This window comes from Thermoanaerobacter sp. X514 (assembly GCF_000019065.1).
GTDB classification, from domain to species: Bacteria; Bacillota; Thermoanaerobacteria; order Thermoanaerobacterales; family Thermoanaerobacteraceae; genus Thermoanaerobacter; species Thermoanaerobacter pseudethanolicus.
Genome location: NC_010320.1, coordinates 779074 through 804621 on the forward strand (window position 1 = coordinate 779074; position 25548 = coordinate 804621).

Annotated in this window: 20 protein-coding genes and 3 pseudogenes; 17 read left to right on the top strand and 6 right to left on the bottom strand. The window is 32.9% G+C overall.

All coding sequences use genetic code 11. The annotated features are described in order from the left end of the window. The first annotated feature begins 629 nt into the window (after positions 1–629). The 3 genes from TETH514_RS03840 to TETH514_RS03850 all read left to right on the top strand — a co-directional run bounded on the left by TETH514_RS03840 (position 630) and on the right by TETH514_RS03850 (position 4311). The gene (locus TETH514_RS03840) at positions 630–1856 is read left to right on the top strand and encodes an ROK family transcriptional regulator (RefSeq protein ID WP_009052234.1); all 1227 of its coding nucleotides are present in this window, start codon (positions 630–632) and stop codon (positions 1854–1856) included. 124 nt (positions 1857–1980) lie between these two features. Beyond that, on the top strand, positions 1981–3270 hold the full coding sequence (locus tag TETH514_RS03845) for an extracellular solute-binding protein (protein WP_009052235.1): 1290 nt from the start codon (positions 1981–1983) through the stop codon (positions 3268–3270). A 66-nt stretch (positions 3271–3336) separates the two neighbouring features. Beyond that, the gene (locus TETH514_RS03850; protein WP_009052967.1) at positions 3337–4311 is read left to right on the top strand and encodes a carbohydrate ABC transporter permease; all 975 of its coding nucleotides are present in this window, start codon (positions 3337–3339) and stop codon (positions 4309–4311) included. Positions 4312–4492: 181 nt separating this feature from the next. Here the strand turns inward: TETH514_RS03850 and TETH514_RS03855 are convergent, their stop codons facing one another. After that, a complete protein-coding gene (locus tag TETH514_RS03855; RefSeq protein ID WP_003868888.1) occupies positions 4493–5524 on the bottom strand; it encodes an IS6-like element ISTsp1 family transposase in 1032 nt (343 codons plus the stop codon). Positions 5525–5646: 122 nt separating this feature from the next. On the opposite strand from TETH514_RS03855, the gene TETH514_RS03860 reads away from it, so the two are divergent. The 5 genes and pseudogenes from TETH514_RS03860 to TETH514_RS12530 all read left to right on the top strand — a co-directional run bounded on the left by TETH514_RS03860 (position 5647) and on the right by TETH514_RS12530 (position 12385). Further along, a complete protein-coding gene (locus TETH514_RS03860; RefSeq protein ID WP_003868296.1) occupies positions 5647–6480 on the top strand; it encodes a carbohydrate ABC transporter permease in 834 nt (277 codons plus the stop codon). A gap of 39 nt (positions 6481–6519) precedes the next feature. Further along, positions 6520–8352, top strand: coding sequence for a glycoside hydrolase family 66 protein (locus TETH514_RS03865; RefSeq protein ID WP_009052966.1), 1833 nt, complete (start codon positions 6520–6522; stop codon positions 8350–8352). A 17-nt stretch (positions 8353–8369) separates the two neighbouring features. After that, the gene (locus TETH514_RS03870; protein WP_003868298.1) at positions 8370–9461 is read left to right on the top strand and encodes a glycoside hydrolase family 15 protein; all 1092 of its coding nucleotides are present in this window, start codon (positions 8370–8372) and stop codon (positions 9459–9461) included. 4 nt (positions 9462–9465) lie between these two features. Further along, on the top strand, positions 9466–11151 hold the full coding sequence (locus TETH514_RS03875) for a glycoside hydrolase family 66 protein (RefSeq protein ID WP_009052965.1): 1686 nt from the start codon (positions 9466–9468) through the stop codon (positions 11149–11151). A gap of 395 nt (positions 11152–11546) precedes the next feature. Then, positions 11547–12385 (top strand): annotated as a pseudogene (locus tag TETH514_RS12530) (IS3 family transposase). 145 nt (positions 12386–12530) lie between these two features. Here TETH514_RS12530 and TETH514_RS13125 read toward each other — a convergent pair. The 4 genes and pseudogenes from TETH514_RS13125 to TETH514_RS03895 all read right to left on the bottom strand — a co-directional run. After that, positions 12531–12685: pseudogene (locus tag TETH514_RS13125) on the bottom strand (UPF0236 family transposase-like protein); the annotation flags it as partial. After that, positions 12670–12798, bottom strand: coding sequence for a hypothetical protein (locus TETH514_RS13130; protein ID WP_003868302.1), 129 nt, complete (start codon positions 12796–12798; stop codon positions 12670–12672). The pseudogene TETH514_RS13125 and the gene TETH514_RS13130, both read right to left, overlap by 16 nt. A 233-nt stretch (positions 12799–13031) precedes the next feature. Further along, a complete protein-coding gene (locus TETH514_RS03890; protein WP_003868303.1) occupies positions 13032–13316 on the bottom strand; it encodes an SHOCT domain-containing protein in 285 nt (94 codons plus the stop codon). A gap of 24 nt (positions 13317–13340) precedes the next feature. Further along, the gene (locus tag TETH514_RS03895) at positions 13341–13535 is read right to left on the bottom strand and encodes a hypothetical protein (protein ID WP_009052963.1); all 195 of its coding nucleotides are present in this window, start codon (positions 13533–13535) and stop codon (positions 13341–13343) included. 258 nt (positions 13536–13793) lie between these two features. Here TETH514_RS03895 and TETH514_RS03900 point away from each other — a divergent pair, with 258 nt between their 5' ends. From TETH514_RS03900 to TETH514_RS03910, 3 genes are all read left to right on the top strand, one after another. Beyond that, positions 13794–14489, top strand: coding sequence for a response regulator transcription factor (locus tag TETH514_RS03900; RefSeq protein WP_009052962.1), 696 nt, complete (start codon positions 13794–13796; stop codon positions 14487–14489). Next, the gene (locus TETH514_RS03905) at positions 14452–15837 is read left to right on the top strand and encodes an ATP-binding protein (protein WP_003868306.1); all 1386 of its coding nucleotides are present in this window, start codon (positions 14452–14454) and stop codon (positions 15835–15837) included. The genes TETH514_RS03900 and TETH514_RS03905 overlap by 38 nt, the downstream gene beginning before the upstream one ends. Before the next feature lie 74 nt (positions 15838–15911). Then, complete coding sequence (locus TETH514_RS03910; RefSeq protein WP_009053008.1) at positions 15912–16160, top strand: SHOCT domain-containing protein; 249 nt, start codon at positions 15912–15914, stop codon at positions 16158–16160. A 231-nt stretch (positions 16161–16391) separates the two neighbouring features. Here TETH514_RS03910 and TETH514_RS12225 read toward each other — a convergent pair. Beyond that, a pseudogene (locus TETH514_RS12225) lies at positions 16392–16487 on the bottom strand (DUF1540 domain-containing protein); the annotation flags it as partial. Positions 16488–16904: 417 nt separating this feature from the next. Here TETH514_RS12225 and TETH514_RS03915 point away from each other — a divergent pair. The 6 genes from TETH514_RS03915 to TETH514_RS03940 all read left to right on the top strand — a co-directional run bounded on the left by TETH514_RS03915 (position 16905) and on the right by TETH514_RS03940 (position 25321). Beyond that, entirely contained in the window at positions 16905–17270 is a 366-nt protein-coding gene (locus tag TETH514_RS03915; RefSeq protein ID WP_009053006.1) for a helix-turn-helix transcriptional regulator, read from the top strand. A gap of 20 nt (positions 17271–17290) precedes the next feature. After that, positions 17291–19390, top strand: coding sequence for a heavy metal translocating P-type ATPase (locus TETH514_RS03920; RefSeq protein ID WP_009053005.1), 2100 nt, complete (start codon positions 17291–17293; stop codon positions 19388–19390). A gap of 170 nt (positions 19391–19560) precedes the next feature. After that, the gene (gene cysK, locus TETH514_RS03925) at positions 19561–20499 is read left to right on the top strand and encodes a cysteine synthase A (protein WP_009053004.1); all 939 of its coding nucleotides are present in this window, start codon (positions 19561–19563) and stop codon (positions 20497–20499) included. 76 nt (positions 20500–20575) lie between these two features. Further along, positions 20576–21730, top strand: coding sequence for a cysteine desulfurase NifS (gene nifS, locus TETH514_RS03930; protein ID WP_009053003.1), 1155 nt, complete (start codon positions 20576–20578; stop codon positions 21728–21730). A 32-nt stretch (positions 21731–21762) separates the two neighbouring features. Further along, positions 21763–22857 carry a tRNA 2-thiouridine(34) synthase MnmA gene (gene mnmA / locus TETH514_RS03935; RefSeq protein ID WP_038016936.1) on the top strand — a complete coding sequence of 365 codons (1095 nt, stop codon included), beginning with the start codon at positions 21763–21765 and terminating at the stop codon, positions 22855–22857. A gap of 70 nt (positions 22858–22927) precedes the next feature. Beyond that, entirely contained in the window at positions 22928–25321 is a 2394-nt protein-coding gene (locus tag TETH514_RS03940) for a heavy metal translocating P-type ATPase (protein ID WP_009053001.1), read from the top strand. The last annotated feature ends 227 nt before the right edge of the window (positions 25322–25548 follow it).

Below are 25548 nucleotides of genomic sequence, written 5' to 3' on the forward strand. Positions count from 1 at the left end.
ATTGATTGTGTTGCTTAAAGGGATTCTTGGTATTGGTTCTAGTTACTTTTTGCTTACCTGACGGGTTCTGTCAAGAGCCAGCGCTAGCTGGGGCGAAGACAGGGGAAGAAATAAAATATTTTCATTTATATTTTAGCGGTAAGTAGTGCCTGAAAAAACCTAATTAATAAAGAAAAAAGTTACTTTGAAAACAGTGACAACAAAATGGCAACATAAAGTATTTGATTTTGAATAAATTGAGGTGATTTAAAAAGAAAATAAAAGACTTGAATGCCTTGAAACTAATGAGTTTTGAGATAAATGAGATGGTTTTTAAATATTTCCTAAAGAGCATTTCAATCAACTTGTAATCAGCAAATCAGCAGGTTGAAGGTTCAAGTCCTTTCGCCACTTTTGCTTTTGAACTCCAAATATTTAATTCTACTACATTAAAGTATTTGCAAACATTAAAAGTGTGAGAGATTTTCTTGTTTTGCTGTGCGAGTACAAAAAATATTGTTCTTTAATGAATATTAGAAAAAGCCGTCTAATATTAGCTTTTGACAAAGAAATAAAATTTTTAATTTTTTATTAAAAAGATACTTGATTCAGTGAAAAAAGTATGTTATTATATATACAGGTGATGGCAAATGAAACTAAGGATAGGAAACAAGGAACTTATAAAAGATATTAATCGCTCTTTAGTAATAAATGAAATAAGAATGAACGGACCTATTAGCCGTACTGATATTTCAAAAAATCTTAATTTAGGATTATCTACTGTTACAAACATTGTTGAAGAATTAGAAAGCCAAAATCTCGTTCATGAAGTAGGAGAGGCTGATTCTACAGGTGGAAGAAAACCTATTCTTTTGGAATTTAATTATAATTACGGATATATTATAGGCATTAAAATTGAGGAGAATAACTTGATATTTGCTTTGACAAATCTTAAAAGTGAGATTATTGAAAAGAGAGTTGTACCATTTAAAAAAGGGACAAATAGTAATACGGTATTAAACATGGTGGTTGAAAACATAGAAAAATTAATTACAAAGATTCCTTATAACAAAAATTTGATGGGTATAGGAGTCGCAGTTTCTGGTTTAGTTGATCAACAAAAAGGAAAACTTATATATTCTGGTATGTTAAATTGGAGCAATGTTGAAATTGGTAATATTTTGGAAAATAAATTTAACGTTCCTGTATACATTGATAATGACGTGAATGCCTATACATTAGCTGAATTGTGGTATGGACATGGAAGAGAATTAAATAATTTTATAGTGGTAACTTATGGTTCTGGTATTGGTTCAGGAATAGTAATTAATAAAAAATTGTATACTGGTGATTTTGGCGGTGCTGGAGAAATAGGACATATGGTGTTGGTTGCTGAAGGCAGAAAATGTGAATGCGGACAAAGGGGTTGCTTGGAAGCATATGCTTCAGAAGATTTCATAGTAGATTATATTAGAGATAATATAAAAATGTATAGTGAAAGTAAAATAGATTTAACAGAAGATTTATCTATTGAAAAAGTCTATGAATATGCAAAAGAAGGAGATATGCTTGCGATTGATGTATTAAGGTTGTCTGCAAAATATTTGGGGTATGGTTTATTAAGCGTGATAAATCTATTAAATCCATCAACAATAATTCTTGCAGGAGAAGGAATGATTGCTAAAGATATTATTTTACCTGTTATAAATGATATTGTAAAAAATAATTTTTTCAAAATGCATGAAAAAAAAGTACAGATAAAAGTATCTGAACTTGGAGATGAAGGATGGGTGATTGGTGCTTCAACATTAGCGATTAGCAAACTTTTTGAAATACCTTTGTATGAAGGGCAAGATAATGCATTAACAGTATTTTAAGTGAGTTTAATTAATTTATTTTTAATACTTCATTCACTGAAAAAAGTTGAAGGGAGGGGTAAAGGGAACAAATTAAATAAATATTTGACTTATAGATTTGATTAATAAAAGGGGGAAATTTAGAATGAGTAAAAAGATGATAAGTGTTTTAGTAGCAGCTATTTTGGTTTTGACATTTGTACTGCCAGGGTGTGGTTCAAACAGTAGTACGAAGCAATCTACTGATAATACCTCTGCAAACGATACACAAAAAGTAGAACCTGTTACAATTGAATTTTGGCATACTTTCAGTGATACGGAAGATAAAATTTTAAATGAGCAAATTATCCCTGATTTTGAGCAGAAATATCCCAATATTAAAGTAAAAGCTACACGAATGCCTTACGATGGATTAAAACAACAAGTAATATCAGCAGTTGCAGGTAATGCAACTCCAGATGTAATGAGGATGGATATAATTTGGGTACCAGAATTTGCGAAATTGGGTGCACTACAACCGGTGGATAACCTTGAGGGTTTTGATGCTATAAAAGAAAAAGCATTTAAAGGACCTATGGAAACTAACTATTTCAATGGTCATTATTATGGAATTCCTCAAGATACAAATACTAAGATAGCAATATATAATAAAACGTTATTACAACAAGCAGGATTAACAGAACCGCCAAAGACTTTTGATGAACTTGTTGCAGCTGCGGAAAAAATAAAGGGAAAAGATAGATGGGGTATAGCAATCAGTGGAACAGGACCTTGGGGAATTGCTCCTTATTTCCTTTCATTAGGTGGTAAAGTTACTGACGACAAATATACAAAAGCTACAGGATATTTGAATAGCCCTGAAAGTGTAGCTGCGTTGCAGAAATTACTAGATTTATATAATAAAAAATTAATTGGACCTTGCATTTTAGGAGGACAGCCAGACACGTGGGGTGGTATGAAAGGTAATAATTATCTCATGATTGACGATGGCCCATGGTTTTACAGCATACAAGGAGATGCTGCAAAGCAATCTACAGTACCTGCTTTATTTCCGCAAGGACCTGGAGGAAGCATATCAGTTGTAGGCGGTGAAGACCTTGTTTTATTTAAAACTACTAAACATCCTAAAGAGGCATGGATATTTATGAAATATATGTTTTCTGAAACACCTCAGAAGTTGCTGGCAAAACAAGCAGGGCTTATACCAACAAATATGGATGTAGCTAATTCACCTGAGGTAAGTGGTGAGCCGATTATTAGCCTTTATGTTGAACAATTAAAAACTGCATGGCCAAGGACACCAAGTCCAAATTGGGGTAAGATAGACGAAACTTTAGGTCAAGCCTTTGAGAAAGTATTTAGAGGTAAAGCAACACCTCAACAGGCATTGGATGAAGCTGCAAAACAAATAGATGAATTTTTGCAAAATAATTAAAATTAGTTTTGTAAGAAGGATTAGGAGTGTACTCTTAATCCTTCTTACAAAAAGGAGTTGGATTCAATGTTATCACAGCCTATATTAGAAAATAAAAGTAAAAATAACAAAAAGAATAGCCATTTTAAGCAAAAATTTAAAGAATGGTTTGAGGTTTTGCCTTTTATAGGATTAGGGTTAGTTTTATTATCTGTATTTGTTGTTTATCCACAAATAAAAAATATTTATATGGCTTTTACAAATTACAATATAATGCCAGGGCAACCCAGTGAGTTTGTAGGGTTTGCAAATTTTATGAGAGCGTTTCACAGTGAAAAATTTTGGTTAGCTTTTAGAAATACGGTTTTATATGGAGTTGTTACAGTACCTGGTCAAATGGCGATAGGGCTTATTGTTGCAGTTTTAATTAACAATGTAATCAAAGGGAAAAATTTATATAAAGTTATGATATATATACCTGTAATTACTTCCTGGATAGTTGTTTCATTAATTTTTAAATATTTATTTACAGATGGTAAAGAAGGTCTAATTAATTATGCATTGTTGAAGCTACATTTAATTTCTAATCCTATTTCCTGGCTTCAGAATACATGGACAGCTAACTTTGTAATCTGGGTTCTTGGCATATGGAAGGGTATAGGATGGGTAATGGTTATATACTTGGCAGCACTTCAAGGTATACCAAATGAGCTGTACGAAGCTGCTGAAGTAGACGGGGCTAACCCTGTTCAAACGTTTTTTAAGATTATTATACCGTTAATAAAACCTACCACTTTTTTTATATTGATAAATCTAATTATAGGTGCATTTGGAGTATTTATACAAGTTATGATGATAACAAATGGTGCTCCACTTGGTACAACGGATGTGCTTTTGAATTATATGTATAATAGGGCGTTTTCAGATTTTGAATTCGGATATGCATCTGCAATTAGTGTAATAATTGGTATAGTAATTATGGCTATAACTTTGTTACTAAAAAGACTCTTGAAGTATGATGAGTTTAATTATTGGCTTTGTAAAGTAAACATGAAAAAATAGCTTAATATTTCTTAGGATAGCTTTAAAATTTATCAAAAATCACCAAAAAGTAATCACAAACAGACTAAATAAGATGAGCAAATTAATTTCCAGATTATTACAAAAACAAAAAAGGGTATAACAAAGTACACCCTTGTCATTTCCAAGGATGGCCAGTTAGGAGATAAAGATTAGTTCAATTTCAAGCAACAAGAAGATACTTTTTCTTCTCTTTTGGAGAAAGACATAATCCAGCAACTTGAGCTGGTGTCAAGCCATTAAGAGAAGAATGGGGCCTTACAAAATTATAGAAGAACACAAACATGTAAATTAAATTATTTGCGGACTCAAAAGAGGCAAAACCTTGTTTAGTATTATACCAGGCTTTAAATTGATGATGGAAAGATTCTATCAAATTATTGGTGATGTCATCCTTAAAGCTTTCAACTCTAATATGTTTAACACTGTCACCGAACAAAGACTTAACAGGTACTTTGTAAGCACTATAGCGATCAGTTACGATAGCGGAAGGGGTTCCTAGGTTTCTAACAGAATTAAGCAAAGCAAAAGCTTGCCTGGAATCTCTGTAAGGGGAGAGGTGAAAGCCCAAGATAAAGCGGGTTTCAGAATCTATGACAAACCAAAGATAATATTTCTTACCAGCGATTTTAACAACAGTTTCATCGACATGCCATTCATCAGAATTAAGATTTAACATAGGAATAAGTTCTAAGGAAATATTATGGAACAAAGGAGCAAACTTTTTACACCAGTTACTAATGGTTGTATGAGAGACTTTTACATTAAAAACAGTTTTCAAAATCAGAGCAATATTTCTGAAAGAATTTTTACCAAGGAAGAACATAGACAAAGCAGATAGGATTATATGTACAGGATAACGGATACGTTTAAAATTGGTTTTACCAGAAAGTTTAGAGATAGAAGTTGAAGGTATAGCAGTAACTTTGGGGACGAAAAAGGAATGATTGCACTTTTTATCAGAACAACGATAGTTAGAGTAATACTCATAATCATGATGAAGGAAAGAAGACTTACCGCAAACGGGGCAGCGAGGATATTTAGATGTTTTTTTAGGAGATGGTTTATCAGGTGCAAATTGATGGTAGCATTTACGGCAAAGATATTTTTGATAACCATCTTTATCTTTGCCATATTTGTAAAACAAATGAGTATTATTGCATTTTGGACACTTTAATGGTACAATGTTTTGCATGAGGACTTCATCCTTTCTGGGAGGTATTTGTTTTTCCTGCGAAACATTGTACCAGAAAGGATTGAAGTCCTCAACTTTCATTTAAGTTTACAAAACGTAATTATTAAAAAGGGGCAATATTTATGGTTAAAAGCAAATTTGGTCAACTTATTATTCATATTTTGCTATTGATTTGTTCTGCTGCCATGGTTATTCCTTTTATGTACATGGTAGCTACAGCTTTGACACAAGATACGTATGTTATGCCATATCCTCCTATTTTGATACCAAAATCTTTATACTTAGGCAATTTTATAGAGGCGTGGAATGCTAACAATTTCGAAAGATACTTTTTAAATAGCTTATTTCTCGCAATAACGAATACAATATTGTCTCTCTTTATTTCTACCTTATCAGCATATGGGTTTGCAAGGTTCAATTTTCCTGGCAAAAATTTAATTTTTAATATCTATCTTTTTACAATGATGGTACCAGGAGTTTTAAACATTGTAGCACAATATACGGTTATTAATGGAATGCATCTTGTTGACACATATACAGGACTTTTACTCCTATATGTAGGAGGAGGAATTGCAGGAAATACATTTTTTTTGAAGGGCTTTTTTGAACAGATACCAAGAGAATTGGAAGAGTCAATTATTATTGATGGAGGTTCTAGGTGGACTATATACAGACACATAATACTGCCACTTTCAAAACCTGCATTAGCAACTTTTGCAATTTTTGCTTTTTCAGGTACATGGGATGAGTTTTTCACTGCATTGACACTAATAAAGACCCCAATAAAAAGAACATTGCCCATTGCGATAAGAATGTTTCAGGGACAGTTTGCAACAAAATGGGGACTTGTATTTGCAGCATCATTGATAGCTGTTATACCAATAATTTTAATATTTATCATATTCCAAAAGTATTTTATAAGGGGAGGTATCCAAGAAGGAGCTTTGAAAGGTTGAGCATAATAGAGTTTCATAAATATGGGAGAGGATTAAAAATTGAGTAAAAAGATTATTGCGTTAATATTAATAATATCAACTGCTATATTTGGAGCACTCTACATGTATAGTAATATTTTTAGTTTTAAAGATGACAATAATATAGTAGCTTTAACAAAAGGCAAACTAATAAGCGATGTATATACAGATAAAGCAAGATATTATCCAAGTGATAAAGTAACCATAAAGATAGAATTGAATAATGAACTACAAGAAGATTTTCGTGGAACGATTTATATTTTTTATAAACATCTTGAGAGTATTGTGGGGAAAGCAAAAATACAAGTAAATATAAAAAGTGGTCAGAAAAAACAATTGAATATATTTTGGGAAGCTCCGAAAGATGATTTTAAAGGATATTTAGTGGAAGTCTATGCCGTAAAAGGAAATAAAGCAATAGATAACAAGAATACTGCTGTGGATGTTTCTTCTGATTGGTCAAAATTCCCAAGATACGGATATATAGCTAATTTTCCGGAACAGAGTAAGGAAAAATCTGCCCTTATTATTGAAGTCCTTAATAAATATCATTTAAACGGATTATTGTTTTATGACTGGCAATACAAACATAACAAGCCGTTAGCCGGGACAGTTGAAAACCCAGATCCAAAATGGAAAGACATAGCAAACAGGGATATCTATGGCCAGACAGTTAAGGACTACATTGAACTTGCTCACTCTAAAAACATAATGGTTGCAAATTATAATCTTATGTATGGAGGATATTTCGATTATGTAAAAGACGGGGCGAAACCAGAGTGGGGTCTTTATAAAGATCCCAATCATGAAGAACAAGATAACCATCCACTTCCACATACATGGGCGACAGATAGATTGTACCTTTTTAATCCTGCAAATAAAGACTGGCAAAACTACATTTTTAATGCTGAAAAAGATGCTTTTAGGGTTTATAACTTTGATGTATGGCATGTAGATACATTAGGGCCAAGAGGTATGGTTTATGACTACAACGGAAATCCAGTAGAACTATCTTTTACGTATGCAGATTTTCTAAACAATGCGAAAAATGCATTAGGGAAAAGAATAGTATGCAATACTGTAAATGAATATGGTCTTATTAATGTTGCGTCTGGTGCTGACGTAGACTTTTTATATGTGGAAATTTGGCCGCCGGCAAGAGCTCATTATAACTTTTTAAAACAAACTGTCGATAATGGATATAATTATTCTGATGGCAAGAAAGCTACTGTTGTAGCTGCGTATATGAATTATGGCATTGCAGATAGAAGTGCTGAATTTAATAAACATAGTGTAAGACTTACTGATGCTGCAATATTTGCTGCTGGTGGCGACCATATTGAGCTTGGTGATACGGGAATGCTTTCAAAAGAGTATTTTCCGTCAGCAAATTTAAAAATGTCGGAATCACTTGTAAAAGCTATGAGAAATTACTATGACTTTTTAACAGCATATGAAAATCTGTTAAGAGATGGGCTTAAAGAATCAGATAACAAAATAGAGATACCTGGAATTGAGATAAGTAACAATGGTTCAGCACGAACAGTATGGACATATGCGAAACAAAAAGATGGGTATGATGTTATACACATGATAAATTTACTTGGTATTGAGGTTTCGAACTGGAGAGATGATCTAGGGAATTATAGCGCGCCACCTATAATAAAAGATTTTAAGGTGAAGTATTACTTAGAGAATGATAATATTAAAAATGTTTATCTTGCTTCACCAGATATTAATGATGGTAAGGTTATGAAACTTCAATTTAAAAAGAAGGAAGATAGTAAAGGTAAATATCTGGAAATATCTGTTCCTGAACTGCAATACTGGGACATGATATTTATTAAAAAATAATTTTTGGAGGAATTGAAATGGAAAATTTGGTAGAAAAGAGTATTAAAATTATTAAAAATAATCAATCAGAACATGGTTCATTTATAGCATCACCTTCATTCCCAACATATCATTTCAGTTGGTTGAGAGATGGCAGTTTCATTGCGTATTCTATGGATTTAATGGGTCAGTATGCTGAAGCAGAGAAATTTTATCGTTGGGTAAATGAAGTGATAATAAAATATAGTTATAAAGTGGATAAAATTATAGAGAAAATAAAAAATGGCAATAAACTTGAACCGAATGACTTTCTTTATGCGCGATATACGCTGGAAGGTTATGAAGAGAAAGATAGTGGATGGGGTAATTTTCAACTTGATGGATATGGTACATGGCTTTGGGGATTATCAGAACATATAAAAATTACAGGTAAAACGGAACTTATAAATGATTTTTTCAAAAGCATAGATATTACAATTAAATACATTGATAATTTATGGTATTATCCTAATTTTGATGTATGGGAAGAAAATAGTGATAAAATACATACCTCTACACTAGCATGCCTTTATGGGGGACTTAATTCTATAAACAAGTATTTAAATGATGATAAAGTTAAAGAATTAGCGAATAAAATAAAGACCTATATTTTGACAAACTGTGTTGTTGAAAATAGTTTTGTAAAATACGTAGGAAGCAATAGTGTTGACAGTAGTTTGATATGGCTGGCAATACCTTTTGAAGTAGTTGATGTAAATGATGAGATATTTCTAAATACAATTAAAAGAATAGAAAAAGAACTTTTACACAATGGGGGAATGCACCGCTATAGAAAAGATACTTATTATGGTGGCGGCCAATGGATATTATTATCTGCATGGATGGGGCTTTACTATTGCAAATCAGGTGATTATAAAAAAGCGGAAGAAGTAAAAAAATGGATAGAAGAGCAAGCGGATGAAAATGGATATCTGCCAGAACAGGTACCTTATCATTTAAATAATGAAGTTTATTATCCCTATTGGGTTAATAAGTGGGGTAATATTGCAAAGCCATTATTGTGGTCACACGCTATGTATTTAGTACTTGACTATGAACTTAAAAAGGCAGGTGTACAACTTGAGGATTAAAGATGTGTATCCGTCAAAATCACAATATAGGCCTGGTGAAAAAGTTGAAATTATTGCAACATTTGAGGTAACGGATGATTTAGGTAACTATACTGTATCGTGTACTGTTTTAAATTTTCATGACATACTTTATAAAACAGAAAAAGAATTAAAATTGCATGACGAAAAAGTTGTTTTTGAGTTTAATATAGAAAAAAACGAAAAAGAAATGATGGGCTTTGGGGTTGAAGTGGATTTGTACAGGAATAATGAAAAGATTAACAGTTTATCAACATCGTTTGATATTACCGAGTCATGGAAATTAGCACCGAGATACGGTTTTCTATCGGATTTTTTTGATAGAGATAAAAACGATGATAAAGATTTAGTACAGTTGAACAAATATCATATAAATGTAGTACAGTTTTATGACTGGATGTATAGACATCATGAACTGTTACCCCCGACTAATAGTTTTGCTGATCCTCTTGGTAGGAATTTGTCAATTGATGTGGTAAAACAGAAAATTGATTATGCTCACAAATTTGGTATGATGGCTATTGCTTATGGTGCTGTTTATGGCTGTGAAAAGGAATTTTATGAGGAGCATAAAGTTTGGGCACTGTATAAAAATGATGGAACTGTTTTTGATCTTATAAATTTGATTTACATTATGGATATATCAAAGAAATGTGGATGGCATGATCACATAATATCTGAATTTTTAAAGGCCATTAAATTTGGATTTGATGGTATACACATGGACCAGTACGGTTTCCCCAAAGAGGCATTGAGTGTTACTGACCAGGTTAAAAAAATAAGAAAGCTAAGGGACGAATTTACTGTTTTAATAAATGATACAAGGGAGTATATTGAGAAAAACGGATATAAACCTGCCTTAATTTTTAATGCTGTAAATAACTGGCCTATTGATACAGTAGCAAGTGCAAAACAAGACGTTGTATATATAGAAGTATGGCCTCCAAATGATACGTATCAGGATTTATATAATTTAATTACAAATGCGAAAAAATATGCTCCTGATAAGCAGGTTATTCTTGCAGCATATATGGAGCCTTTTTCAAAGAGGTCAAATATACCGATAGAATATGCAGAAAATGCTACAATTATGGTGATGGCTACAATATTTGCAAGCGGTGGTTTTCACCTTTTGCTTGGTGAATTAAACGGCATATTAACAGAGGCCTATTACCCTAATTATACAACAATAGACAGTGAAAGATTTATTAGAGAGTTAAGAGACTATTATGATTTTATTGTAAGATATGAAGAATTCTTATATGATTTTAACATTGTTGATAATACCATGACATATACTGGAGGAATAAATACTGAGTATGTTTTTAAAGGTACAAAGTTTTCACCAAAAGCTGAAAAGAATAGTGTATGGACTCTGGTAAAGGAAAAAGAGGGATATAAAATAATACATCTTGTCAACTTTACTGGAGTACAAAGCATGAAATGGAATGAGGGCAAGGAGATAAGGCCCAAAATTATAAATAATATTGAAGCTACTGTACTTGTAGCAGAAAGTGTAAAAGGTGTATATTTAGCATCACCAGACATTGATTCTGGTAAACCGAAGAAACTGGATTATGAATATGTACCTCATGAACATGGGAAAGCTATTAGATTTGTTATACCAGAATTAAGAGTTTGGGATATGGTTTATATAGTTTGTGAGAGTTAAACTAATGTAATATTGTTTAATAATGGATAAATATGATATATTGAGCTATTTACCACCTTTATAGTTAGTTTTTTAGCTTTAATTACTTTAGTTTTAACTGCAGGGTAGGGAAAGGTTCAATCCATTTTTACACAATTATATAAAGTTAACTAATAAATAGTAAATCATATTTAGCTATTATGTTTAAAAAATAGGAATATATAGAATATTTTAGGATCAAAATTATGTAGCTATTAGTACATCTTAAAGTTGGACGCTAAACTAGAAGCTGGGTTTGCACCTAAATTTATGTCTATATAAAGTATTTCATGGAGAATTGGTGTTAGTATATTATTGTAGACACTTTAACTCGAACAGGATAAAATAAAAATATAAAGAGAGGAAGTGTCTACAAAATGCCAAGAGGACAAAGAAAATATAATGATGAATTCAAGAATACTATAGTAGAGTTGTATAACCATGGTAAAAGTCTATCAGAGCTTTCAAGCGAATATGGCATCTCAAAATCCACAATATCAGGTTGGTTAAAAAAAGCAAAACCAATAAATATAGACAACAAAGGCACAACAATTACAGTAGAAGAATATCAGGCTATGTTAAAGAAGATGGCAAGACTTGAAGAGGAGAATGAAATATTAAAAAAAGCCATGGCCATATTCGAAAAGGAGTAAGCTCTATATTTGAGTTTATTGAGGAAAATAAAAAATATTATGATGTTAAATAAATGTGTGAAGTTTTAAAGGTTTTAAGGAGCTCCTATATAACGCATATTTACACTGTCAAGGACAAATGGTGTTACCTTGCCACAGTAATAGATCTTTATACCAAGAAAGTCATTGGCTATGCGTTTTCTAAAACGATGGATACAGAGCTTGCTATTCGTGCTGTAGAAAATGCCTATAATGCTCAAAAGCCACAGGGAAAGCTTATACTCCATAGTGATTTAGGTTCACAGTATACAAGCACCAAATTTCAAGAATATATATTATCCAAAGGTAACATAAAACACTCATTTAGTCACAAAGGATGCCCTTATGATAATGCATGTATAGAATCTTTTCATGCTTCTTTAAAAAAGGAAGAAGTAAATTTAGCTACTTACTATGATTTTGATACTGCCAGACTTGCTATATTCGAGTATATTGAATCCTGGTATAATAGAAAGAGACTACATAGTAGTATAGGGTATATGACTCCGCAACAATTTGAGGTTTTGATTAAAAAGTCAGCATAAAAATTTCGAGTTTTTGTGTCTACTATATTGACATAAATCCACATAAATCCAATTCCGCCAAGCAAGTTTTACAAAGAAATTTTACGAAACAATGCGAGCCGAGGAGTTTTAGTCGTTTAAGTCCAAATAAATAGGGGCCAGTACATTCTTCTCCTACATATGTTTTGTAATAGACGTTCTTTAGTTTATTCCTACCATTTTTTGTTTCTCTTCCTTCATGTATGTATACAAGCCTTGGCATTTCTTTTTTCCATCTTGTAAAGCTACATGGTCTTCATCCGCTTCTATGTATAATACTCCTTTTTGTCCTCTTTTATTATCTTGTCTAATTCCTCTATAAATAGCACAGCTACCTTCGCTCCTAATTCATCTGACTTTTTCTTGATTTCCGGAATAATCTCAGTTAAATCCATCCCTTCTTCTAACTCTTTTTAAATATTTTCATCATATCATTACTGAAATCCAATGCAAATTGTAGTATAATATTATTTAGATTATTGTTCACAAGAGACAACTCCTTTCTGTGATTTTGTGTTTGCAAATTCTATTTTATCACAGGGGTTGTCTCTTGTTTATTTTTTTACTTAAAAAATCCTACGATAATTTTACACTATGATGTAACAACAATAATATTAAATTATTTGGTTTATTTTTTTAACATTTTTACTATTTCTGTATATTCGTCTAAAGTGATTTCACCGCGAACGTATCTTAACTTGGCAATTTCTAATGCTTCATTATTAGGATCTGTATCGTGTTTTTTAAAAAAGTTAACATTTCTAATCTGTTTTACTAGCAAGTAAATTACTACACCTATTAAAATTAAGAACAATATATTGGTAAGTCCACCACCGAACCAAGTTCCGTAACCACAAGGATAATATCCTCCAAACCAACGACCTAAACCACCCATCATATATCCTCCAAACATTATTTTCTCCTCCTCTCTAAATATTTAAATTTTACAAAATATTTTTAATTTGTTATACTCTTCTTCTGTAATTTCACCTTTAGCCAAGCGTATATCGAGTATTCTTTTTGCTTCGTTTGTTTGGTAATTTTTGCTTTCATGTAAATTATTAATCATTCTTTGCAGGTCACCTGTTTTGTACAAATAAAAGCCAATTGCCAAGATTAATATAAGACCCATACTTTTCAACTCCTTTCTATTTATCGAAAAATTGTTAACTTGCTTTCACCTTTATTTTAAAACTTACTTTTGAAGAAAATATGAAGAGAAAAAAGATATAAACTGTTGGTAAATACAGCTTAATTAGAATGATTTCTAAAAATAGATGGTTAGATTTTCATAAGCCGTGATGTATAATATATGAAGAAAGAAATTTATCAAGCTATTTTCATACATTATTCATAATTTTACAATAAAATGATAAAGGATGGTTGAAAAATGGGTAAAAAGATATTTGTTGTTGATGACGAAATAAAAATACTGGAAGTTGTAAAGTCATATCTTGAACATGAGGGATTTAGCGTTATTACCGAAACCAATGGCAATAACGTTTTAGATACATTCAAAAAAGAAAAACCAGACCTTGTTATATTGGACCTCATGTTGCCAGGTATTTCAGGAGAGGAACTGTGTAAAAGGTTACGTCAGTTTTCCAATGTTCCGATATTGATGCTTACAGCAAAAGTTCAAGAAAGTGATAAAATTAATGGATTTTCTATAGGTGCTGATGACTATATTACAAAACCATTCAGCCCACGCGAATTGGTTATGAGAGTAAAAGCAATATTAAGAAGAACAACTGATGATGTGCCTCTTGCTGAAGTAATGTCTTTTAATAATGATGACCTTGTGGTTGATTTAAGAGCACATACAGTGAGGAAAAAGGGTGTGGTTGTAAATCTTACTCCAAATGAATTTAAAATTTTAAAGATTCTAATTCGCAATCCAAATAGGGTCTTTACAAGAGAAGAATTAATTGAAAAAGTTATGGGATTTGACTATGAAGGCTATGACAGGACGATTGATGCACATATTAAAAATTTAAGACAAAAAATTGAAGACGATACGAAAAATCCAGTGTATATTAAAACGGTGTATGGCGTTGGATATAAATTTGGTGATGGAAATGTTTAGAAATAATTTAAGAACAAGGACGGCTATTGTATTTATTTCAATAGCTCTTATATCGATTGTTATTGTAAGTATTACAACAAACATCTTAATAATAAATAGCTTTGGAAATTATGTTACAAAGTCAACAGATAAAGAATTTAGCAATATAGCTAACACTCTTGCTGCAGTGTATAAATCTGAGGGAGGTTGGAAAAGTACAACAGGGCGTGAAATTGCTCATGCAGCTATGATGAAAGGATATGGATTAAGGCTTAGAGATAAAGATGGCAAAATTATATGGGATTTTTCTTCAATGTCATATATGATGAATATGATGGGAAAATGGAATAAGAAAAATATTTCTGAAAAAACTCTTCCCATCATTGTAGATGAAAAAACAGTGGGATATGTAGATATAATTTATTATGGGCCGATAATGATGAGTGACTTGGATTTTAAGTTTTTATGTGATATTAGCAGATATAATATTATAGCAACATTGATAGCTCTTTTTATAGCATTGACTATAAGTATTTATGTGTCAAATTATATTACAAAACCGTTAATTAATATTACGGAAGTTGCTAAAAAGCTTGAAAAAGGTGATTTTACTGCAAAGGTTTATGATATACCTAAAGAAGATGAGCTATTTAAGCTCACAGCTGCAATAAACCACCTTGGAGAATCTTTAAAAAATCAAGAAATACTAAGAAAACAAATGACCTCTGACATTGCACATGAGCTTAGAACACCATTGACAACATTGCAGAGTCATATTGAAGCAATGCTTGATGGGATTTGGGAGCCGACGCATGAAAGATTGAAGAGTTTAAATGAAGAGGTCTTAAGGCTTATAAATATTGTAAAAGACCTTGAAACATTGAATAAATTTGAATCTGATATGTTAAAGCTTAATAAAATCAAATTTGATGCAAGCGAATTAGTAAAGAGCATTTTGACAAATTTTGAAGCATCTTTTGCTGAAAAAGAACAAGAAGTTGTAAAGAACATCGAAGATAACATTATGTTGTTTGGTGATAAGGACAGGATAGCACAGGTCTTCGTTAACCTAATATCAAATTCAAATAAATATACTCCTGTAGGTGGCAAAATAAAAATAGACTTTTATAAAGATGGTGATTATGCAGTATTTGTAATAGAAGATAATGGAATGGGCATATCAAAAGATGATATTCCTTTTATTTTTGAAAGGTTTTACAGAGGAGAAAAATCAAGAAATCGTGAAACAGGTGGAAGTGGAATAGGGCTTTCGATTGCAAAAGCTATAGTACTAGCCCATGGAGGCGAAATAAGCGTTGAAAGCGAGATAAATAAAGGGAGTAAGTTTATTGTTAAAATTCCCCTATAAAAACTGGTTCATAAGTTTTTCATAATGGCGGTGTATAATTATTTTTGAAAGGAAGAAGGGATGGTGAAAACATTATGATGAGAATGATGTATGGCTGGGGCTGGGGATATGGAATAGGTGGATTTATTTGGAGCATTGTCTGGATGGCAATAGAGATAGGTTTAATAGTTGCTGCAATATATCTTATTATATCATTATTTCGAGGCACAAAAAATAGAAACAAAGAGAGGGATGCGATAGAAATTTTAAAAGAAAGATATGCAAGAGGGGAAATAAGCGAAGAAGAATATCTTGAACGAAAAAAACGACTTGAAGAAAAATGATTATATCATTGCATGCAGGCATCTTTAAATTGATTTGTATTATATATTAATAGGGAAAGGGTCTTCTATATGAATCTGCAAATAGTGAGAGACCACTTTGGATTGGTAACAATTGCGATAATTGTAATATCAGTAATACCTGCATTGTAAGCTTTGTAAATGCGGAGACTTTTCTGTTATGTCTAAAGTCTGAAACGTTGAATACTTATCAATGGTTTTCTTTAGTTATTTTTATCTTGGTTTAAATGTTGTGCATTCTGTTTCTGCACTAGTTTTTGCAGGCATTACTTTTGAACTTACTTCAATTGATGGAGCGTGGCATTTCATTAAAAACTATTCACCGAAAATGTCATTGTTATCGTAATAATTAACCCAAAAATAGAATTTATTACCATAAGACAGCTTTAACAATAGGAAAGTAGTTTACATTAGTAGTATACAAATACAATTATTCCCTGTAAAATAACAAAAAAAGACAATACCACTTTATGGCTTACAATGCAGCTTCCCTCACTGTTAGTGTTCTTGCATTTGTTTTTTTGAATGATGATTAATTTTTGTAATTCCCTCTTTGCCATATTATTTCTCCCCTTTTCATACTGACATTATCGCAGAATACTTTTAATATGGCAATATCACAGAATAATAACATTCATCAGATTTCTGATATTGACATGAGGGAAAAATAATTATATACTAATATATGAACAATTATTCATATGTTCAAGTATTGAGGTGCTTTTTATGAAGGAGAAAGGAAATAAAGCAGAGGCTTGTGAAGTTACTATAATACATGAAGATATTGTAAACAAAGTAAAAGAAATTATGCCCGAAGAAACAAAATTATATGACCTTGCAGAATTATTCAAAGTATTTGGGGATACTACAAGGATAAAAATACTCTGTGCGTTATTTGAATCAGAGATGTGTGTTTGTGACATTGCGGCACTTCTTGGCATGAGCCAGTCTGCTGTTTCCCACCAACTTCGAGTATTAAAGCAAAATAAATTAGTGAAATTTAAAAAAGAAGGAAAAGTAGTGTATTATTCTTTAGCGGATGACCATGTAAAGAAAATATTTGAGCAGGGATTTAATCATATTAATGAGTGAATGAATAGAGGGTGAGTAATGTGCAAAATAATAACAAGTCATTTATTTTAAAAGGGCTTGATTGCGCAAGCTGTGCTGCCAAAATAGAAGAGGGTGTGAAAAGGATAGAGGGTGTGACTTATGCTAATTGTGATTTTGTCAACAGCAAGCTTTCCGTTGAAATAGATGATTCATATGAGCTGGAAAAAACGATAAAAGAATTGAAAAAACTCGTAAAAAATATAGAACCAAATGTTGAAATTATTGAATATGAAAATGAAAAGATTAAAGATGATAATGAGCTATTGAGAAGGGGCATTCGATATGGAATTTCTGCTATTTTGTTTGCTGTTGCATTGATATTTAATTTATCTGTTTATGTTAAATTTACCTTATTTTTTATAAGTTATATAATCGTAGGTGGAGAAGTCATCTTAACAGCTGCTAAAAAGATTTTAAAAGGGCAGGTTTTCGATGAACATTTTCTTATGAGCATAGCGACAATCGGTGCTTTTGCGATTGGAGAGTATCCTGAAGGTGTAGCTGTAATGCTTTTTTATCAGATTGGTGACCTTCTGCAGGATGCTGCTGTTGACCGTTCGAAAAGGTCTATTAAAGAGTTAATGGACATTCGTCCCGATTACGCTAACTTAAAAATTGGAGATGAAATAAAAAGGGTTTCACCAGAAGAAGTAAAAACTGGAGATATCATCATAGTGAAACCTGGCGAAAGAATACCGCTTGACGGAAAAGTAATTGATGGAAAGTCAATGGTTGATACTTCTGCATTAACTGGGGAGTCTGTTTTGAGAGAAGTTTATGAAGGCTCAGAGGTTTTAAGCGGCTTTATAAACAAAAATGGCCTTCTCACAATAGAAGTAACGCAAGAATTTGGCGAATCGACCGTTTCAAAAATACTGGATCTAGTTGAGAAGGCGAGCAGTAGAAAAGCTTCTACAGAGAATTTTATAACAAAATTCGCGAAATATTACACTCCTATTGTTGTTTTTTTGGCACTAATTATTGCAGTAATTCCTCTTTTAATTATACCAGGAGCAACTTTTAAGCAATTTATGTATAGAGCACTTATTTTTCTTGTAATATCATGCCCCTGTGCACTGGTGTTATCAATTCCCTTAAGCTTTTTTGCTGGTATAGGTGCTGCGTCAAAAAATGGCATCATTGTAAAAGGAAGCAACTATTTGGAAGCTTTGAGCAATGTAGAAACTGTTGTATTTGATAAAACAGGTACCCTTACAAAAGGGGTATTTAAGTTAACGGAAATTAAACCTGTAAATGGTATAAGTAGGGATGCGCTTTTAGAATATACGGCATATGCCGAAAGTTTTTCAAACCATCCTATAGCAGAATCCATTTTAAAAGCCTATGGAAAAGAAGTAGACAGATCTAAAATAAAAAAGTATGAAGAAATTTCAGGAAATGGCGTAAGAGCAAATATAGATGGAAAAAAAGTCCTTGTAGGTAATGCTAAATTAATGAAGGCCGAAAATATTGATTGTGTTACCAGTGACTCAATAGGTACTATCATTCATGTAGCTATAGATAACAAATATTCTGGTTATATCGTCATATCCGATGAAGTAAAAGAAGATTCCTCAAGAGCCATAGAAGGCCTAAGAGAAATGGGCATTAAGAGGATTGTCATGCTTACGGGGGATAACAAAGCTATCAGCGATAAAATCGCTGCTTCATTAAGGATTGATGAAGTGTATTCAGAACTTTTTCCAAATGAGAAAGTTGGTATACTTGAGAAGTTATATGCTAACAATAAAAAGGGCAAACTCATATTTGTCGGTGATGGCATAAATGATGCACCGGTTTTAGCGAGAGCTGATGTTGGTGTTGCAATGGGTGGAATCGGGTCAGATGTTGCTATAGAAGCAGCCGATGTAGTTTTAATGACAGATGAACCTTCAAAACTGGTAACAGCGATAAAGATATCCAAAAAAACAAAATTAATAGTATGGGAAAATATCCTTCTTGCGCTGGGAGTAAAAATAGTAGTTTTAGCACTTGGTGCTTTAGGGGTTCCTACAATGTGGGAAGCTGTATTCGCCGACGTTGGTGTTGCTCTCCTTGCAGTCCTTAATGCATTGCGTGTGCTAACTGGGGCGGTTTAAAACCGCCCCTTAAGTTTATGGAAACACAGAAATCTTCGTGACTTTTTTGCCTATAAATAAACTGAATTTTGAAAGTATCTATTGACATTGATATAAGATTGTGATACTTTAAGAAGAGAAAATTTATAATTCTTATCGGAATACTCGGAATTAAAAGGAGGCAAAAAATTATGTCTGAAAGAGAAGACAAAATTTATGAGGATATAACCCAGCTTATAGGCAATACACCTATGATTAGGTTAAATAAAATTGTTCCTGAAAATGCAGCGGAGGTCATAGTAAAATTAGAGTCTTTTAACCCAGGTGGGAGCGTTAAGGACAGAATTGCATTAAATATGATAAAAAGGGCTGAGGAAGAAGGAAGATTAAAACCTGGTGGGACAATTGTTGAAGCTACCAGTGGAAATACAGGCATTGGTCTTGCAATGGTCAGTGCTGTAAAAGGGTATAAATTGATTCTTGTCATGCCTGATACGATGAGTATAGAACGACGAAATTTACTTTTGTCATATGGAGCAGAGCTTGTTTTAACACCCGGTGCAGAGGGCATGAAAGGAGCCATAAAAAAGGCACAAGAAATTTTGGAATTGAATCCTGATTATATAATTTTAGATCAGTTTAAAAATTCTGCGAATCCAGAAATACATGAGCTTACAACGGCAAAAGAAATATTAAAAGATACAAATGGAATAGTAGATGCATTTGTAGCAGGTGTAGGCACAGGGGGAACAATATCCGGAGTAGGGAAAGTTTTAAAGCAATATAACAAAGATATAAAGATTTTTGCAGTAGAACCAGAGGAATCTCCTGTATTGTCAGGCGGCAAACCTGGACCTCATAAGATACAAGGAATAGGAGCTGGATTTATTCCCGACACATTAAATCTTGACGTTATCGATGAAATTATAAAGGTAAAAGAGAGAGATGCTTTTGAGATGTCAATGAAACTTGCAAAACAAGAAGGAATTCTTTGTGGTATTTCTTCAGGCGCAAATGTTTTTGCGGCAATTGAAGTTGCAAATCGCATCGGGAAAGGAAAACGAGTTGTAACTGTGTTGCCTGATACTGGGGAAAGATATTTAAGTATGCACAAATTTTTTGAATATTGAACTCCATAATGAATAAAAAATGCAGAATATGAACAGATACTAAGAAGTAGAAGATAAATAGAGAGAGGCGATTTTTGTGAGCACAATTTATTTAGACAATGCGGCGACTACTCCAGTTGATAAAAGGGTATTAGAGGCGATGTTACCATATTATAGTGATGTTTTTGGTAATCCCTCTTCTTTACATTCACATGGTCAAGAGGCGAAAAAAGCTATTGAAGAAGCGAGGGAAAAAGTAGCAAAAGCACTAGGTGCAGATTCTGAGGAAATATATTTTACCAGTGGAGGGTCTGAGTCAGATAATTGGGCATTAAAAGGTGTAGCATATGCGTTGAAAGAAAAAGGAAATCATATTATTACAACAGAAATTGAACATCATGCAGTGCTCCATACTTGCCGATATCTTGAAAAAGAAGGATTCAAAGTAACATATCTTCCAGTTGACGAATATGGACTTGTAAAACCTGAAGATTTAAAAAAGGCGATTACAGATAAAACAATCCTTGTTTCTATAATGTTTGCTAATAATGAGATAGGTACGATAGAGCCAATTGAGGAGCTTGTCAAAATAGCTCATGAAAAAAACATATATTTTCATACTGATGCTGTGCAAGCAGTTGGAAATGTACCGATAGATGTAAAAAAATTAGATGTTGATTTGTTATCTCTATCTGCCCATAAAATATATGGACCTAAAGGCGTGGGAGCATTATATATAAAGAAGGGGGTAAAGATTCATTCGCTTATACAGGGAGGAACACAGGAAAAAAATAGAAGAGCAGGTACTGAAAATGTTCCAGGAATAGTAGGACTGGGGGAAGCGATAGAGCTTATCACGAAAAATTTGGATTCTCATATAAATAAACTTACATTTTTAAGAGATAAACTTATAAATGGAATATTAGAAAAAATACCTTATACGAGGTTAAACGGGCATCCAACAAAAAGGCTTCCAGGCAATGTTAATGTATCATTTGAATTTATAGATGGCGAATCCCTTATTTTAAACTTAGATATGGCAGGAATATGTGCTTCAAGTGGTTCAGCATGCACTTCTGGTTCACTTGAGCCATCTCATGTGCTTCTGGCAATTGGGCTCTCAAAAGAATTAGCTCGAGGGTCTTTGAGACTTACAATAGGTAAAGATAACACTGAAGAAGATATAGATAAGGTTTTAGAAGCACTTCCACAAATTGTTAAAAGATTAAGGTCAATATCACAGATTGTATGAGAGAATCTACAAGGAGGTTAGAAAATTTTTTTATGAAAAAGAATAACAGAGTAGTTGTGGGAATGAGCGGAGGTGTTGATAGCTCTGTTTCAGCGTATCTTTTAAAAGAGCAGGGATTTGATGTTATAGGTGTTACGATGCAAATATGGCAGGACAAAGATGAGGAAGCCGTAAGAGTTGAAGGCGGCTGTTGTTCATTAAGTGCTGTTAATGACGCCAGAAGAGTAGCGAATAAGATTGGCATTAAATATTATGTAATGAATTTTAAGGATGTTTTTAAAGAAAAAGTAATAGATTATTTTGTAGATGAATATTTAAGAGGTAGGACTCCTAATCCATGTATTGCTTGTAATAAATATATAAAATTTGAAGAACTTTTAAAAAGAGCCTGGATGATAGATGCATATTATGTAGCAACAGGCCATTATGCGGTTAAAGAGTACGATGAAGAAAGAGGAAGGTATTTATTAAAGAAATCTGTAGATACTTCCAAAGACCAGACTTATGTACTATATAATCTTACTCAAACTCAGCTTGAGCATATTTTGTTTCCACTGGGTAAATATAAAAAAGATGAGGTCAGAGAGTTAGCTAAAAATTTAGGCCTGCCTGTTGCATCAAAGCCAGACAGTCAAGAAATTTGTTTTGTAACTGATAATGATTATGGAAAATTTATTAGAGAAAATGCCAAAGAAGAAATAAAACCAGGAGAATTTCGTGATACGAGAGGTAGATTTTTAGGCTATCATAAAGGGATTATACATTATACAATAGGACAAAGGAAAGGTTTAGGAATTTCTGTTGGCAAACCCCTCTATGTTGTCGATATTGATGCAGAAAATAATGTGGTAGTATTAGGATACGGTGACGAAGTATTTGGGGATGAACTCATTTCCTACAATAATAATTTTATTTCAATTGACAAACTTGAAAGAGAAATGAGAGTAAAAGCAAAGATACGGTACAATGCAAAAGAACAGGATGCAGTAATACGACCACTTGAAGACGGCAAAGTTTTTGTGAAATTTGACAATCCACAAAGGGCTATTACACCAGGACAGTCAGTAGTTTTTTATGATGGAGATATTGTTGTAGGAGGGGGAACAATAGAAAGAAAAGTTAGATAAAATTTCTGAATCTCCTTTTATGTGGAAGAATTTCCTATAAGAAACTAAAAGATGAAGAGGAGATGAAAATATGGCCGAAAAAGCTAATTTAAAAATAACAGGGATGTCTTGTGCAGCTTGCGCAACAAAAATAGAAAAAGGGCTTAAAAGCTTAGATGGAGTTTTAGATGCAAATGTAAATCTTGCGATTGAAAAAGCAACAGTTATATATGATCCAGATAAAATTAATATATGCGATATGGAGAAAAAAATAGAAGATATAGGATATGGTGTAATAAAAGATAAAGTAGAGCTTGCACTTATGGGTATGTCCTGCGCATCCTGCGCTGCTAAAATCGAAAAAACCTTAAAAAACCTTCCTGGTGTAAGCAACGCATCAGTCAACTTTGCGACGGAAACGGCAACTGTTGAATATGATTCAAATGAAATTGATACAGAAAAAATGATTAAAGCGATAAAAGATATAGGATATGATGCAAAAGAGAAGACTGGAGTAGGTATTGACACTGAAAAAGAGATAAAGGAGAGGGAAATAAATACATTAAGAAAATTGGTAATATATTCAGCGATTTTAACTGTCCCACTGGTATTATCAATGTTTTTGGTAATGTTTAAAGTTCCAGGAGGGATACTTGAGAATCCGTGGTTGCAGGTGTTTTTATCTTCACCTGTTCAGTTTATTGTGGGTCTTAGATATTATAAAGGGGCGTGGAACAATTTAAAAAATATGACGGCAAATATGGATACTTTGGTAGCTATGGGAACATCTGCAGCATATTTTTATAGTTTGTACAATGTATTTACAAAACCCTCTCATGAGATACACAATTACTTGTATTTTGAGGCATCAGCAGTTATTATAACGCTTGTAACATTGGGTAAGCTGCTTGAAGCTACAGCCAAAGGGAAAACATCTGAAGCAATAAAAAACCTCATGGGACTACAAGCAAAGACCGCAAGAGTGATAAGGGATGGACAAGAATTAGATATACCTATTGAAGAAGTCAAAGTCGGGGACATCGTTGTTGTAAGACCGGGCGAAAAAATACCAGTGGACGGTAAAATAGTTGAAGGTAGTTCCACAATAGATGAATCTATGATAACTGGAGAATCTATTCCTGTAGAAAAAGGAGTTGGTGATGAAGTAATTGGTGCTACGATAAATAAAACAGGAACGTTTAAATTTGAAGCGACAAAAGTGGGTAAAGATACGGTACTATCGCAAATTATTAAAATGGTGGAAGACGCCCAAGGTTCCAAAGCACCAATTCAACAAATTGCTGATAAAATCTCTGGTATTTTTGTACCCACAGTTATGGGTATAGCTGCTACCACATTTTTAATCTGGTATTTTGGGTATGGAGATTTTAATGCGGGCATAATAAATGCAGTATCTGTGCTTGTAATTGCGTGCCCGTGTGCGCTTGGACTTGCAGTTCCCACTTCTGTGATGGTAGGGACAGGAAAAGGAGCAGAAAATGGTATACTCATAAAGGGAGGAGAACATCTGCAGAGGGCAGGAAAAATAACGACAATAGTGCTTGATAAGACTGGGACGATAACAAAAGGAGAACCGGAAGTTACAGACATAGAAGCTTTTGGAAATTTCACCGAAGAGGAGATACTAAAAATAGCGGGAATTGCGGAAAAAAATTCTGAGCATCCATTGGGACAAGCAATTGTCAATAAAGCAAAAGAAAAATTCAAAATATTGGAAGTTCCTGAGAAATTTGAGGCTATACCAGGCTACGGTATATGCATTACGATAAATGAAAAAGAATTTTATATTGGCAATAGAAGGCTTATGGATAGACAAAATATTGATATAACGCCAATTGAAGACAAACTTGTAAATTTAGAAATACAAGGTAAAACATCAATGATTTTGGCTTCCAAAGATTGTGTTTATGGCATTATAGCAGTTGCAGATACAGTAAAGAGTGACTCGGCAAAAGCTATTAAAGAGTTACAGGCTATGGGTATTGAAGTGTACATGATTACGGGAGATAATAAAAGGACTGCTGAGGCAATAGCAAAACAAGTTGGTATAAAAAATGTGTTGGCAGAAGTATTGCCAGAAGATAAAGCTGAAGAGGTTGCCAAGCTTCAAAAAATGGGAAAGGTAGTTGCAATGGTGGGAGATGGTATTAATGATGCTCCTGCTTTAGCTACTGCGGATGTTGGCATAGCGATAGGTACAGGTACAGATGTGGCGATAGAAACCTCAGATATAACGTTGATAAGTGGAAATCTTATGGGTATTGTGACCGCCATAAAATTAAGCAAAGCTACCATGAGAAATATATATCAAAATTTATTCTGGGCTTTTATATACAACACAATCGGTATACCATTTGCTGCAATGGGATTTTTAACTCCAGCTATAGCGGGAGGGGCGATGGCGTTTAGCTCAGTATCAGTTGTTTTAAATGCTCTGAGATTAAGAAGGTTTAGGGAGGGATAAATATTTAAAATGAGTTTGGAATTGTCCAAACTCATTCTTTTAATGCAGGAAGCCACACTACAAAAGTTGCTTCTTTTCTCTTTTTACTGTAGATTTTGATCAACTCTTTGCTGTTGTCCACCACTTAATTCATGGGATATCTTTTTCATCAAGTATTTTTTCCTGTTCTGTTTTTTCCATTTTTTCTATTCCAAATAAGATATTTTTTCAACTGTCATGTGTGGAAA